This is a genomic window from Flexivirga caeni, assembly GCF_003724155.1.
GTDB lineage: Bacteria > Actinomycetota > Actinomycetes > Actinomycetales > Dermatophilaceae > Flexivirga > Flexivirga caeni.
Window position 1 is genome coordinate 160,168 of the sequence record NZ_RJJQ01000001.1, and the last position, 14,404, is coordinate 174,571.

The window sequence follows — 14,404 nt, forward strand, 5'->3', positions numbered from 1 at the left end:
CCATCCGGGCCCCGCACACGTGGCCCCGATACGGCCCGCCCCAGGGGGCTCGCCTACTCGACCGACGTGACTGCTCATCGGATGAACAGGGCAGAGTGCTGCGCCAGGTTGAGCAGCGGCGCCGGGGCAACACCGAGGATCAGCGTCGCGAGCGCGCCCACGGTCACCGCGATGCCGGTCAGCGCCGACGGCATCAGCACGTGCGTGTCACCGTTCGGCTCGGAGAAGTACATCAGCACGATGACCCGGACGTAGACGAAAGCCGTGATGGCGCTCATCAGCATCGCGACGACCACCAGCCAGGTGGCACCGTGCCCGACCGCTCCGGAGAAGAGCGCGAACTTCGCGGTGAAGCCCGACGTCAGCGGGATGCCGGCGAAGCCGAGCAGCAGGAACGAGAAGACCGCAGCCAGCACCGGGCTGGTCTTGCCCAGACCCGCCCACTGCGACAGGTGCGTCGCCTCCGAGCCCGCCGAGCGGACCAGCGGGATCATGCCGAACGCAGCAAGCGTGGTGAAGCTATAGGCGACGAGGTAGAACATCGTGCCGGACAGCCCGGTCTTGTTCAGCGCCACGACACCGACCAGCAGGAAGCCGGCGTGCGAGATGGAGCTGTAGGCCAGCAGCCGCTTCATGTCGGTCTGGGTGACGGCGAAGATCGCACCGACCGCCATCGTGAGCACCGCGACGACCGCGAGCACCGGCTGCCAGTTCCAGGCCAGGCCATCCAGCGCGACGTAGAACATGCGCAGCATGGCGCCGAAGGCGGCGACCTTGACGGTCGTGGACATGAAGCCGGAGACCGGGGTCGGCGCGCCCTGGTAGACGTCCGGCGTCCAGGTGTGGAACGGCACGGCGCCCACCTTGAACAGCAGCCCGACCGCGATCAGGAAGGCCCCGGGGATCAGGATGTCGTCCTTGCCGGTGACCGTGCCGATGGAGCTGGCGAGGTCGCCGAACTTGATGATGCCGGTCGCGCCATACACCAGCGCGGAGCCGAAGAGGAAGAACGCGGAGGAGAACGCGCCGAGCAGGAAGTATTTCAGCGACGCTTCCTGCGACAGCAGCCGCCGGCGGCGGGCCAGCCCGGTGAGGATGTAGAGCGGCAGCGAGAGCACCTCGAGCGCGATGAACATCACCAGCAGGTCGCCGGCCGACACGAAGAGCATCATGCCGCCGATCGAGAAGAGCACCAGCGGGAAGACCTCGGTGGTGGTCGCACCCAGCTTGACGGCGTTGGTCTCCATCGGCGAGCCGGGCACCGACGCGCCCGACTGGGTGAACGCGTCGGGCGCCGACAGGTCGAACCGCTCGGCCATCAGCAGCACCGCGAGGAACGAGATCACCAGCACGGTGCCCTGCAGCATCAGCGCCGGTCCGTCGATGACGACCGCGGCGCCGGCCGTCACGCCCTTATGGTTGCGCGCGCTCAGCACCAGCGTCAGGAAGCTCGCGACGATGCCCACCAGGGTGATGGCCAGCTGCGCCCAGTAGCGACGGGACCGAGGCAGGAACGCCTCGACGAGGACACCCACCAGCGCCGCGCCGAAGACGACGAGCATCGGCACGACTGCGGCATACGTGATGTGTGCCTGGGTGAAGGCGGAGGTCACTTGCTGCTCCCCTCGGTGGTGACGCCGGCATGCGGTGCCGGGTCGTGGACGTGAACGTGCTGCAGGGTGGCGTCGACGGCCGGCCGCAGCAGGTCGAGCGCCGGCTTCGGGAAGAAGCCGAGCACCAGCATGAACGCGATCAGCAGACCGGCGACGAGCCGCTCACGCAGGTTCAGGTCCTGTATGGCGGAACCACGCACCCGGGCTTCCGGCGGCACGTCGTCCTTGGCGATCTCGGGCTCGTCGAACAGCGTCGTGGTGATGCCGGTCCGGGGACGCGTGCCGTCCTCGCCCAGCGCGAGCGTGCCGTCGGGTGCGGCCACCAGCTCCTGCTTGGGTCCGGTGAAGACGTTCTTGTACATCAGCAGGATGTAGAGCGCCGCCAGCACGACCGCGGTCACCGCGAAGCCGGCCGCAACCGGGTATCGCTGGAAGGTGCCGATCAGCACGAGGAACTCCGACACGAACGAGTTCAGCCCGGGCAGCGACAGCGCCGACAGCCCTGCGACGAGGAACACGCCGGCGAGGATCGGAGTGGTCCGCTGCCAGCCGCCGTAGTCGGTGATGTTCTTGCTCTTGCCGCGGGCGATTAGGAAGCCGACGAAGAGGAACAGCGCAGCCGTGGTGATGCCGTGGTTGATCATGTACAGCTGCGAGCCGATGACCGAGGTCTGCGTGAGGGCGAAGATGCCCAGCACGATCAGCCCGAAGTGGCTCACCGAGGTGTAGGCGATCAGCCGCATCATGTCGTTCTGGCCGACGGCCGCGATCGCGGCGTAGACGATCGAGATGATCGCCAGGATGATCACGACCGGGGTCGCCCACCGGCTGGCCTCGGGAAAGAGCTGCAGGCAGAAGCGGATCATCCCGAAGGTGCCGACCTTGTCGAGCACACCCACCAGCAGCACGGCCACTGCGGGCTTGGACTCCGAGGCGGCGTCCGGCAGCCAGGTATGCACCGGCCACATCGGCGCCTTGATCGCGAACGCGATGAAGAAGCCGACGAACAGCAGCCGCTCGGTCGTGGTCGACATGTGCAGACCGGTCAGCGTGGTGACCAGGAAGCCGTGGTCGCCGCCGGGACCCTGCTGGTAGAGCGCGATGACCGCGACCAGCATGATCAGGCCGCCGAACAGCGAGAACAGCAGGAACTTCACCGCGGCATACTGCCGGCGCGGGCCGCCATACAGCCCGATCAGGAAGTAGACCGGGATCAGCATCGCCTCGAAGAAGACGTAGAAGAGGAACACATCGGTCGCCGCGAAGACGCCGATCATGAACGTCTCCAGCACCAGCAGCAGCGCGAAGTAGGTCTGCTCGCGACGGCCGCCCTCGGGAACGTCGTTCCATGCGGCGAGCAGCGAGATCGGCACCAGCACGAGGCTCATCAGGATGAGCGTCAGCGCCATACCGTCGACGCCCAGCGCATAGGACACCCCGAACTGCGGGATCCACGAGTGCGTCTCGGTCAGCTGGAACTGGCCGTGACCGCCGCCGGTCTTGAACTGGGTGGCCGCGACGATGCCGACCACCAGGGTGATGAGCGAGAAGACGAGCGCGACCACGCGGGAGCCTCGTGCCGAGGCCTTGGGCAACGCCCACACGACGCCCGCACCCACGAGGGGTATGACGCCGATCGTCGTCAGCCAGGGAAAGTTCGACATCACTGCACCACCCACCAGGCGCCGAGGATTACGACGACACCGAGCAGCATCGTCAGGGAGTAAGTACGCACGTATCCGTTCTGCATCTTCTTCAGTCGGGCGGAGCTGCCGCCGATGCCGGCTGCCGAGCCGTTGCCGACACCGTCGACGACCTTGTTGTCGAAGAACACGAGCGACCGGGTCAGGTGCAGACCGGGGCGGCGCACGAAGCTCTCGTTGAAGTCGTCCTGGCCGAGGTCGCGCCGCGCGGCCTGAGTGAGCGGCGAGCCGACGGGCGGCGTGATCGGCACCGGGTCGCGCCAGTACATCTTCCAGGCGAGCGCGATGCCGATGACCATCAGCACGAAGGTGCTGCCCATGAGCGGTGCCCCTCCGAGGACGTGCTGGCTGTCCTCGTGCTTGCCGACGACCGGCTCCAGCCAGTCGGTGATGATGCCGGTCGGGCCGAGGATCAAGCCGAGGAAGGCCGAGCCGATCGCCAGCACCATCATCGGGATGGTCATCGTCAGCGGCGACTCGTGGGGGTGCACATCTTCGGTCCAGCGGCGCTTGCCCATGAAGGTCATGAAGAACAGCCGGGACATGTAGAACGCGGTGATGCCCGCGGCGAGCAGGGCGGTGAGCCCGAAGACCCACGGCTTCCAGCCGGTGCCCTCGAAGGCGGCCTCGATGATCTTGTCCTTCGACCAGAAGCCGGAGAACCCCGGGAAGCCGATGATCGCCAGGAAGCCGAGCCCGAAGGTCACCCAGGTGATCTTCATGACCAGCCACAACCCGCCGAACCGGCGCATGTTGACCTGGTCGTTCATGCCGTGCATGACCGACCCGGCGCCGAGGAACATGCCGGCCTTGAAGAAGCCGTGCGTCACCAGGTGGAAGATCGCGAAGGCGTAGCCCACCGGGCCGAGCCCGGCGGCCAGCACCATGTAGCCGATCTGCGACATGGTGGATGCGGCGAGCGCCTTCTTCAGGTCGTCCTTGGCGCAGCCGATGATCGCCCCGCCGGCCAGCGTGATCGCGCCGACGATGCAGACGGCGAGCCGGGCGTTCTCGGAGGCGGTGAAGATGACGTGACTGCGCACGATCAGGTAGACACCGGCGGTCACCATGGTGGCCGCGTGGATCAGCGCCGAGACCGGTGTCGGGCCGGCCATGGCGTCGCCCAGCCACGACTGCAGCGGGAACTGCGCCGACTTACCACAGGCGGCGACCAGCAGGCACAGGCCGACCGCGAGCAGGGTGCCCTTGCCGGTGCCGGCGACAGCTGCGTTCACGCCGGAGAAGCTGACCGTGTGCCACGCCCAGAACATGATGAACATCGCCAGCAGCATGCCCATGTCACCGATGCGGTTGAGGAAGAACGCCTTGTTGGCCGCGGTGGCGTACTCGGGGTTCCAGTTCCAGAAGCCGATCAGCAGGTATGACGCGAGGCCCACGCCCTCCCAGCCGACGAACAGCAACACATAGGAGTCGGCCAGCACCAGCAACAGCATGCTGGCGACGAAGAGGTTGAGGTAGGCGAAGAACCGGCGCTTGTCCGGGTCGTGCTGCATGTAGCCCAGCGAGTAGACCAGGATCAGCGACCCGACGAAGGTGATCAGCATCACGAACGTCAGCGAGAGCTGGTCCATCAGCATCCCGGCGGACAAGTTGAGCTGCCCGGCAGGGATCCAGGAGTAGAGGTGCAGGTGCATCGCCCGGTCGTCGGCGGGCTTGCCGCGCAGCTGCAGCAGGATCAGCAGCCCGATGACGAACGATGCCCAGGAGAGCAGCACCGCGACATACGGGCCGGCCTTGTCCAGCTTCTTCCCGCCGAGCAGCAGCAGGGCTGCACCCAGTGCGGGCAGGCCGATCATCAGCCAGCCGATCGATGCCACACCAGTGGCGTCATGGATCGTCACGAATACTCCCTAACTCACAGCTTCAGCAGGTTGGCGTCGTCGACCGACACGGACCTGCGGGCGCGGAAGATGGCCATGATGATCGCGAGGCCCACCACGACCTCGGCGGCGGCGACCACCATCACGAACAGCGCGATGACCTGCCCGTCGAGCGTCCCCCACATGCGGGCGAACGTCACGAAGGCCAGGTTGGCGGAGTTGAGCATCAACTCGATGCCCATGAAGACGATGATCGCGTTGCGGCGCAGCAGCACCACAGCGCTGCCGATCGCGAAGAGGATCACCGACAGGTAGACGTATGACGTGAGCGTCACGACAGATCACCTCGCTGGTCGCCGATTTCCTTGCTGGTCATGTCTCCGGCCTCACCCTCGATCTCGATCGCGGCCGCGATGTTCGGGCCGGGAGGTGCGACCTGGCCGCGCGCCCGGAGCACCCGTGACACGGACGCCTCGGCGATGCTGCCGTCGGGCAGCAGCGCGGGCAGGTCCGCTGCGTTGCTGCGGGCGTAGACACCCGGCACCGGCAGACCGGCAACGTATTCGTTGCCACGCACCCGGGCCATCGACCACTCCGCCTGCGACGCCTTCGGGCGCAACCGCTCGCGGTGGGCCAGCAGCATCGCGCCCAGCGCGGCGGTGATCAGCAGTGCCGAGGTGACTTCGAACGCCCACACGTACGGGCCGAAGATCAGGTTGGCCAGGCCGCTGACGTTGCCGGTGGTCCTGTTGATCGAGTCGAGCCCCTTGGCGGCGCCGAAGCTGATCTTCGCGACGCTGACCAGCAGGCTGAGCATGACCGCGAGTGCAAGCAGCAGACCCGCGACGCGCTGGCCGCGGATGGTCTCCACCAGCGAGTCGGACGAGTCGACGCCGACCAGCATGATCACGAAGAGGAAGAGCATCATGACCGCGCCGGAGTAGACGAAGATCTGGATGATGCCCAGGAACTCGGCCTGCTCGGCGATGTAGAAAATGCCGAGGATGATCATCGTCATCGCCATACCCATGGCGGCGTGGACCGCCTTGCGGGCGAACAGCAGAGCCAGCGCACCGGCGACTGCGAGCGGGGCCCCGAAGAAGAACAGGGTTGCCTCCGCGCCTCCGAGCCTCATGCCGACTGTCCTTCCTGATCAGCGCTGGCATGGTGCTCGCGCACCCACTCCTCCTGCGCCGGGGTCGCGCCGGTGACCGCGCCCTTGTAGTAGTCCTTCTCGTCCATGCCCGCAACCATCGGGTGCGGCGCGGGCGCCATGCCGGACTGCAGCGGAGCCAGCAACTGGTCCTTGGTGAAGATCAGGTCGGCCCGGTTGTCGTCGGCGAGCTCGTATTCGTTGGTCATCGTCAGGGCCCGGGTCGGGCACGCCTCGATGCACAGCCCGCAGAAGATGCAGCGCAGGTAGTTGATCTGGTAGACGCGGCCGTAGCGCTCGCCGGGCGAGAACCGCTGACCGTCGGCGTCGTTGTTGTCCGCACCTTCGACGAGGATCGCGTCGGCCGGGCAGGCCCACGCGCACAGCTCGCAGCCGACACACTTCTCCAGCCCGTCCGGATGCCGGTTGAGCTGGTGGCGACCGTGGAAGCGCAACTGCGTCGGGCGCTTCTCCTCTGGGTATTCCTCGGTCGTCACCGTGCGGAACATCGTCGCGAAGGTGACGCCGAAACCGGCCACCGGCGCAAAGAGTTCCTCCAGGAAGCCTTGCTGCTTGTCGTTCTTGTCAGCCACGACTCTCCTCCTGCTCGGAATCGGTCTCGCTGGTCTGGTATGCCGCCGGCGCTGCGAGCGCGGGCGCAGGCTCACGCAGGGTCTGGCCGGGCAGCGGCGGCACCGGGTAACCGCCCGCGAACGGATCGATCTCGGTCGGCGTCTCGGGTGCCGCCTTCTCCGCGGCAGACGCCTTGTAGTCGTAGATCCAGGCCGCGGCCAGCACCAGCAGCACGATGATCACGATGACGATCAGGGTGGCCAGGTGCATCCGGCCGCCGAAGACCTGCCGGTGCCCCAGGAAGCCCTCGTTCGAGGCACGCAGGAAGGCCACCGCGACGACCCACACCAGGGTGGACGGGATGAGGATCTTCCAGCCCAGCCGCATGAACTGGTCGTAGCGGACACGCGGCAGCGAACCACGCAGCCACACGAAGAAGAACATGAACAGCCACAGCTTGATCACGAACCACAGGACGCCCCACCATCCGTGGTTGAACAGGCCGCCGTCGATGGCGGCGATGCCCGGAGGTGCCTGCCAGCCGCCCAGGAACAAGGTGGTGGCCAGCGCGGAGACGGTGAACATGTTGACGTACTCGCCGAGGAAGAACATCGCGAACTTCAGCGAGGAGTATTCGGTGTGGAAGCCACCGGTCAGCTCGCCCTCACCCTCGGCGAGGTCGAACGGCAACCGGTTGGTTTCCCCGACCATGGTGATGATGTAGACCCCGAAGGAGAAGAAGGCGGGGATGCAGTACCACAGGCTCTTCTGCGCCAGCACGATCTGACTGGTCGACATCGAACCGGCATACAGGAACACCGCGACGAGGGCGAGACCCATGGCGATCTCGTAGGAGATGACCTGCGCGCTGGAGCGCAGGCCGCCCAGCAGCGGGTAGGTCGAACCCGACGACCAGCCGGCCAGCACGATGCCGTAGACACCGACACCCGCGACGGCGAGCACCAGCAGCACCGCGACCGGCGCGTCGGTCAGCTGCAGCGGCGTGTAGTGGCCGAACATCCACACATTGCCGGACAGCGGGATGATCGCGAACGACACGAACGCCATCGCACCCGCGATGATCGGCGCCAGAACGAACATCAGCTTGTCCGCCTTGCGCGGCATGATGTCTTCCTTCAGCGCCAGCTTGACGCCGTCGGCGAGGGTCTGCAGCAAGCCGAACGGGCCGGTGCGGTTGGGGCCGGGACGCTCCTGCATCCGGCCGATCACCCGTCGCTCGAACCAGATCACGATCAGCGTGTTGACGAGCAGGAAGACGAACAGGAACAGGGCCTTGATCAGCGACAGCCACCAGGGGGTGTCGCTGAAGTTGGCGGCCGGGTTGTCGGTGCTGGTGGCCAGCGCCGGCCCGGCGAGCGCGAGAAGGTTCACTGCGCGGTCCCCTCGGTCTCGGACGGTGCGGCGCCGGTCGGCGTCGCAGGTGCCGTGGCGAGCGTGACGATCGCTCCCCCGTCGGCGCCCAGCGTGCTGCGGACGGCGCTGCCGGTCGAATTGGTCGGCAGCCACACGACGTGGTCGGGCATCCGGGTGATGACCACCGGCAGCGTGATCGCGCCGTTCTTGGTGGACACCTCCAGCCGGTCGCCTTCGGCGACGCCGACCCCCGCTGCCGTGTCGGCGGAGAGCCGGGCGACGGATGGTTGTGCGGTGCCGGCCAGGTAGGGCTCGCCGTCCTGCAGCACACCCTTGTCGAGCAGGTGTGCCCAGGTCGCCAGCACGGCCTCGCCGATGAGCGGCCGGGGCACGCCACGCGACCGCACCCGGGGACGGGCCGGACGCGTGCCGGTCCATGCTCCGAGTTCGGCCAGCTCGTCGCGGATCTGCTGCACGGTGCGGGTGCCGAGGAATTCGCCCAGTTCGGCAGCCAGCAGGTCCAGCGCCCGGAAGTCGGGGATGTCGGTGCTGTCGATCGCCTTCTCGAAGGGCCGCACGCGGCCCTCCCAGTTGACGTAGGAACCGGCCTTCTCCTGCTGCGCGGCAACCGGCAGGATGACGTCGGCGTATGGCGCAACCGGACTCTCGCGCAGCTCCAGCGAGACCACGAAGGCCTTCTCCAAGCCGGCCTCGGCCGTCTCCTGGGCGGACAGGTCGCGTGGGTCGAGACCACCGACGACCAGGCCGGCAAGCTCGCCCGTCGCGGCCGCCGCGAGGATCGCGTCGGTGTCACGGCCCGGCTCTGCGGGCAGCGCGCTCTCGCCCCAGACGCCACCGACCTCGTCGCGTGCCGTAGCGTCGCAGACCGGCCGGCCACCGGGCAGCAGCGTGCCGATGGCACCGGCTTCGAGCGCACCGCGCTCGCCCGCCCGCCGCGGCACCCAGGCCACGCGCGCGTCCTTGGCCTGCGCGAGTGCGAGCACCGCGGAGAGCGCGCCGGGGACGGTCGCCATACGTTCGCCGACCAGGATGATCGTGTCGGAGCCCAGCTGCCCGGCAACCTGCTCCAGGTCGCCGCCGGCGTTGCCGATGGCGTCGAGCACCTCGGCCTCGGTGCCGGGGGCTGCGGCGATCAGCGTGCCGCCCATCTTGTCCAGGCCGCGGGTCACGAAGGGCGCGACCGAGAAGACCTTCGTGCCGTGCTTGCGGTAGCCCTTGCGCAGCCGCAGGAAGATGCTCGGCGACTCCTCCTCGGGTTCCAGACCGACCAACAGCACGGTGGGTGCGTGCTCCAGCTCGGTGAAGGTGACCGCGCGCTCGTCGTCGGGCCCGGTCGTCACGACCGCGCTCGCCAGGAAGTCGGCCTCCTCTGCCGACAGCGGCCGGGAGCGGAAGTCGATGTCGTTGGTGCCGAGCACCAGGCGCGCGAATTTGCTGTAGGCGTAGGCGTCCTCGGTACTGATCCGGCCGCCGGTCAGCACGCCGACACCACCGGCCGCCTTCGCCGCAGTCAGCCCCTTGGCAGCGACGGCGAGGGCCTCCGGCCAGGCAGCGACCTGCAGGTCACCGTTGGCGTCGCGGACCAGCGGCGTCTGCAGCCGGTCGATGGTGGCGTACTTGAACGCCCACCGGCCCTTGTCGCAGTTCCACTCCTCGTTGACCGCCGGGTCCTCCAGCGCCATCCGCCGCAGCACGACGCCGCGGCGGTGGTCGGTGCGGATCGCGCAACCGCTCGCGCAGTGCTCACACACCGACGGGGTCGACACCAGGTCGAACGGCCGGGACCGGAAGCGGTATGCCGCACCCGTCAGCGCGCCGACCGGGCAGATCTGCACGGTGTTGCCGGAGAAGTAGGACTGGAACGGCTTCTCCTCGTAGATGCCGACCTGCTGCAACGCACCACGCTCGATCAGCGCGATGAACGGGTCGCCGGCGATCTGGTCGGAGAAGCGGGTGCACCGGGCGCACAGGATGCACCGGTCACGGTCGAGCAGCACCTGGCTGGAGATGTTGATCGGCTTGGGGTAGGTGCGCTTGACGTCCTCGAAGCGGCTCCGGGTGCGGCCGTTCGACATCGCCTGGTTCTGCAGCGGGCACTCGCCGCCCTTGTCACAGACCGGGCAGTCCAGCGGGTGGTTGATCAGCAGGAACTCCATCTGACCGTGCTGCGCCTTGTCGGCGACCGCGGAGGTCAGCTGGGTCTCGACCTTCATGCCCTCGGCGACGGCCAGGGTGCAGGAGGCCTGCGGCTTCGGCATACCGCGGCCGTTGCCCGCGTCGGGCACCTCGACCAGGCACTGGCGGCAGGCGCCGACCGGGTCGAGCAGCGGGTGGTCGCAGAAGCGCGGGATCTGGATGCCGACCTGCTCGGCGGCGCGGATCACCAGGGTGCCCTTGGGCACGGTGACGGGCACGCCGTCGATCGTCAGCGAGACCGAGTCCTCCGGCGGCGGGGCGGCGGCGCTGGATGCGGGTGAGGTGACGGTCGTCATACGGACGCAGCCTCCTTCTGGGTGACCGGGAAGAGTGCGGAGTTCGCCGGCGGGAACGCCTCCCACCACGGGGTGTGGGTGCCGAGTTCGAACTCCTCGCGGAAGTGCTCGATGCCGGAGGTGACCGGCGCGGTCGCGGCGTCACCGAGAGCGCAGAACGAGCGGCCGAAGATGTTGTCGCAGACGTCGAGCAGGGTGTCGATGTCCTCGGCGGTGCCCTTGCCATGCTCGAGCCGGGTCATGATCTGCTTCATCCAGTAGGTGCCCTCACGGCACGGCGTGCACTTGCCGCACGACTCGTGCGCGTAGAAGTCGATCCACCGGGCGACCGCATGCACCACCGATGTCGTCTCGTCGAACATCTGCAGCGCACGCGTGCCGAGCATCGAACCGGCAGCGGCGACGGAGTCGAAGTCGAGCGGGACATCCAGGTGCTCGGACGTGAAGATCGGCGTCGACGAGCCGCCCGGGGTCCAGAACTTCAGCTCGTGACCGTCGCGTATGCCGCCGGCCATGTCCAGCAGCTCACGCAGTGTGATGCCGAGCGGTGCTTCGTACTGGCCCGGCCGGGTGACGTGACCGGAGAGGCTGAAGATGCCGTAGCCCTTCGACTTCTCGGTGCCCATGCTGGAGAACCAGTCGGCGCCCTGGGCGATGATGCTGGGAACCGACGCGATCGACTCGACGTTGTTGACAACAGTGGGGCGCGCGTAGAGGCCCTCGACCGCCGGGAACGGCGGCTTCAGCCGGGGCTGCCCGCGGCGTCCTTCCAGCGAGTCGAGCAGCGCGGTCTCTTCGCCGCACTCGTAGGCGCCGGCGCCGGCGTGCACCGTGATGTCCAGGTCGAAGCCGGTGCCCTGGATGTCCTTGCCGAGCAGGCCCGCGTCATACGCCTCCTGGACGGCGTTCATCAGCCGGCGGTAGACGTGCACCACCTCGCCGCGCAGGTAGATGAAGGCGTGGTGGCAGCCGATGGCGTATGACGTGATCGCCACGCCCTCCACGAGGGTGTGCGGCGCCGCCATCATCAGCGGGATGTCCTTGCAGGTGCCCGGCTCGGACTCGTCGGCGTTGACCACGAGGTAGCGCGGTCCGCCGTCCGGCTTGGGCAGGAAGGACCACTTCATGCCGGTCGGGAAGCCCGCGCCGCCACGACCGCGCAGACCGGAGTTCTTGACCTCCTCGATGAGCGCCGCGGGGTCACTGCCGAGCGCCTTCGCGAGCGCCTGGTAGCCACCGCCACGGCGGTAGGTCTCCAGCGTCCAGCTACGCGGGTCGTCCCACTGCTTGGTGAGCACCGGGGTCAGGGTCGTCGACATCTCAGTCCTCCTGCCGTTCGGCCGAACTGTGCGGGTGCCCGGGCAGTGGGCCGCCGGTTTCGTCGGTGGTCGCGGTGTTCTGGTGGGCTTCTTCGGAGAGCGGGCCGCCCTCGTCGCCCGGTGCGCGCCAGTCGTTCTGGTGCGCCAGGCGCAAGCCTTCCAGGGACTGCTCGCCCGCGCCCACACCTTCGTCGGCGCGGCCGTCCGGGAAACCGGCCAGCACGCGCTCGATGTGCTTGAACGTGCAGACCTTCGCGGCGCCACGGGTCGGCGCCACGTCCTTGCCGGCCCGCAGGTCGTCGGCCAGCTGCACCGTCGACTCCGGGGTCTGCTGGTCGAAGAACTCCCAGTTGGCCATCACCACGGGCGCGTAATCGCACGCCGCGTTGCACTCGACCCGCTCGAGGGTGATCTTGCCGTCCTCGGTGGTCTCGTCATGGCCGATGCCCAAGTGCTCGGACAGCCGCTCGAAGATCAGGTCGCCGCCCATCACCGCACAGAGCGTGTTGGTGCAGACGCCGATGGTGTAGTCGCCGTTCGGGTGACGCTTGTACTGGGTGTAGAACGTCGCGACGCCGGAGACCTCGGCGTCGGTCAGCTCCAGGCGCTCGGCGCACAGCCGCACGCCCCGTCCGGTGACATAACCGTCGACGCTCTGGATCAGGTGCAGCATCGGCAGCAGCGCCGAACGTTTCACCGGGTAGCGCGCGATGATCGCGTCGATGTCGGCATTCAGCTGCGTCAGCTGCTCGGCCGTGTAGGGCTCGGCGGTCGCCTGCAGCGGCGCTTGCGGATGCAGGATCGCGTTGGACGCGTGCGCGCGGTCCTCTGCCTGCACGTGATTTCCACCCCACGAAGTTCTCGCTCGTGCCTCGCTCGATACTTCGCGGGGACCCCGGATCGCCATGTCGGAGTTCTCTGTCATCGGTCAACGCCTCCTATGACGGGGTCGATGCTCGCGACGGCCACGATGACGTCGGCGACCGACCCGCCCTCGGACAGCGCGGCAACTGCCTGCAAATTGTTGAAGGAGGGCTCGCGGAAGTGCACACGGTAGGGCCGGGTACCTCCGTCGGAGACCGCATGGCAGCCCAACTCGCCCTTCGGGCTTTCCACGGCGGCATAGGCCTGCCCGGGCGGGACCCGGAAGCCCTCGGTCACCAGCTTGAAGTGATGGATGAGTGACTCCATCGATTCGCCCATGATCTCGCGGATGTGGTCCAGGCTGTTGCCCTGGCCGTCCGAGCCGACGGCCAGCTGGGCCGGCCAGGCGATCTTCTTGTCCGCGACCATCACCGGGCCGGGGTTCTCGTCGAGCTCCTGGACGACCTGCTCCACGATGCGCAGCGACTGATACATCTCATCGATGCGCACCCGCAGCCGCCCGTAGGCGTCGCACGTGTCCCAGGTCGGGACGTCGAAGTCGTATTTCTCGTAACCACAGTAAGGTTCGGCCTTACGCAGATCGTGCGGCAGGCCGGCCGCCCGCAACATCGGACCGGTGATACCCAGCGCCATACACCCGGTGAGATCGAGGTAGCCGACGTCGACGGTGCGTCCCTTGAGGATCGGGTTCTCGTTGAGCAACGCCTCCAGCTCGCCGATGCCCTTGCGGATCAACGGCAGGTTCTCCCGGATCTGGTCGATGGTGCCCGCCGGAAGATCCGCGGCCACACCACCCGGCCGGATGTAGGCGTTGTTCATCCGCAGCCCGCTGACCGCTTCGAAGATCCGCAGGATGCGCTCGCGCTCGCGGAAGCCGATGGTCATCACCGTCGTCGCGCCCATCTCCATGCCACCGGTCCCGAGGCAAATCAGGTGCGAGGCAATCCGGTTGAGCTCCATCATCAGCACCCGGATCGCCTGGGCGCGCTCCGGGATCTGGTCGGTGATGCCGAGCAGCTTCTCCACGGACAGGCAGTAGGACGCCTCGTTGAACAGGGGGGTCACGTAGTCCATGCGCGTGCAGAACGTCACACCCTGCACCCAGGTGCGGAACTCCATGTTTTTCTCGATGCCGGTGTGCAGGTAGCCGATGCCCGCGCGGGCTTCGGTGACCGTCTCACCGTCGAGTTCCAGGATCAGCCGGAGCACGCCGTGCGTCGACGGGTGCTGCGGGCCCATGTTGACGACGATGCGCTCCTCGTGCAGCGCAGCCGCCTCATCGACCAGGTCGTCCCAGTCACCGCCGACGGCGTTGAGCACCGGGGTGTCATCGTCAACGTCGTGGGTCGTCGCGCCATACGCGTCGTGTGCTGCAGTCGTCACGTTCTCTGTCGTGCCTCTGCCCTCGTCTCCGGGCCTCACTGCGTTCG

The 14,404-nt window shown here is 67.8% G+C and carries 11 protein-coding genes; all 11 read right to left on the reverse strand.

The window, feature by feature from the left end; genetic code table 11:
• Positions 1-74: 74 nt before the first annotated feature.
• Positions 75-1,613, reverse strand: coding sequence for an NADH-quinone oxidoreductase subunit NuoN (gene nuoN, locus EFY87_RS00785; RefSeq protein ID WP_123269404.1), 1,539 nt, complete (start codon positions 1,611-1,613; stop codon positions 75-77).
• Positions 1,610-3,277 carry an NADH-quinone oxidoreductase subunit M gene (locus EFY87_RS00790; RefSeq protein WP_123269823.1) on the reverse strand — a complete coding sequence of 556 codons (1,668 nt, stop codon included), beginning with the start codon at positions 3,275-3,277 and terminating at the stop codon, positions 1,610-1,612. Before EFY87_RS00790 ends, nuoN begins: the two co-directional genes overlap by 4 nt.
• The gene (nuoL, locus tag EFY87_RS00795; RefSeq protein ID WP_123269821.1) at positions 3,277-5,133 is read right to left on the reverse strand and encodes an NADH-quinone oxidoreductase subunit L; all 1,857 of its coding nucleotides are present in this window, start codon (positions 5,131-5,133) and stop codon (positions 3,277-3,279) included. Before nuoL ends, EFY87_RS00790 begins: the two co-directional genes overlap by 1 nt.
• A 59-nt stretch (positions 5,134-5,192) precedes the next feature.
• Positions 5,193-5,492, reverse strand: a complete 300-nt coding sequence (gene nuoK, locus EFY87_RS00800; protein WP_123269405.1) for an NADH-quinone oxidoreductase subunit NuoK — start codon at positions 5,490-5,492, stop codon at positions 5,193-5,195.
• A complete protein-coding gene (locus tag EFY87_RS00805; RefSeq protein WP_123269406.1) occupies positions 5,489-6,292 on the reverse strand; it encodes an NADH-quinone oxidoreductase subunit J in 804 nt (267 codons plus the stop codon). The genes nuoK and EFY87_RS00805 overlap by 4 nt, the downstream gene beginning before the upstream one ends.
• Positions 6,289-6,903 (reverse strand): NADH-quinone oxidoreductase subunit NuoI, encoded by a 615-nt coding sequence (nuoI, locus tag EFY87_RS00810; protein WP_123269407.1) that lies wholly within the window; start codon positions 6,901-6,903, stop codon positions 6,289-6,291. The genes EFY87_RS00805 and nuoI overlap by 4 nt, the downstream gene beginning before the upstream one ends.
• Positions 6,896-8,275: an NADH-quinone oxidoreductase subunit NuoH gene (gene nuoH, locus EFY87_RS00815; RefSeq protein ID WP_220093449.1), complete on the reverse strand. Its 1,380-nt coding sequence runs from the start codon at positions 8,273-8,275 to the stop codon at positions 6,896-6,898. Before nuoH ends, nuoI begins: the two co-directional genes overlap by 8 nt.
• Entirely contained in the window at positions 8,272-10,770 is a 2,499-nt protein-coding gene (locus EFY87_RS00820; protein ID WP_123269408.1) for an NADH-quinone oxidoreductase subunit G, read from the reverse strand. Before EFY87_RS00820 ends, nuoH begins: the two co-directional genes overlap by 4 nt.
• On the reverse strand, positions 10,767-12,089 hold the full coding sequence (gene nuoF / locus EFY87_RS00825) for an NADH-quinone oxidoreductase subunit NuoF (protein WP_123269409.1): 1,323 nt from the start codon (positions 12,087-12,089) through the stop codon (positions 10,767-10,769). The genes EFY87_RS00820 and nuoF overlap by 4 nt, the downstream gene beginning before the upstream one ends.
• Before the next feature lies 1 nt (position 12,090).
• Positions 12,091-12,891, reverse strand: a complete 801-nt coding sequence (gene nuoE / locus EFY87_RS00830) for an NADH-quinone oxidoreductase subunit NuoE (protein WP_425459341.1) — start codon at positions 12,889-12,891, stop codon at positions 12,091-12,093.
• 119 nt (positions 12,892-13,010) lie between these two features.
• Entirely contained in the window at positions 13,011-14,294 is a 1,284-nt protein-coding gene (locus EFY87_RS00835; RefSeq protein WP_245988321.1) for an NADH-quinone oxidoreductase subunit D, read from the reverse strand.
• Positions 14,295-14,404: the final 110 nt, after the last annotated feature.

Coding starts and splice junctions, on each gene's coding strand:
- EFY87_RS00790 (WP_123269823.1), bottom strand. CDS start 3,277: ATGTCGAACTTTCCCTGGCTGACGACGATCGGCGTCATACCCCTCGTG.
- nuoL (WP_123269821.1), bottom strand. CDS start 5,133: ATGATCGGCCTGCCCGCACTGGGTGCAGCCCTGCTGCTGCTCGGCGGG.
- EFY87_RS00805 (WP_123269406.1), bottom strand. CDS start 6,292: ATGAGGCTCGGAGGCGCGGAGGCAACCCTGTTCTTCTTCGGGGCCCCG.
- EFY87_RS00820 (WP_123269408.1), bottom strand. CDS start 10,770: ATGACGACCGTCACCTCACCCGCATCCAGCGCCGCCGCCCCGCCGCCG.
- nuoF (WP_123269409.1), bottom strand. CDS start 12,089: ATGTCGACGACCCTGACCCCGGTGCTCACCAAGCAGTGGGACGACCCG.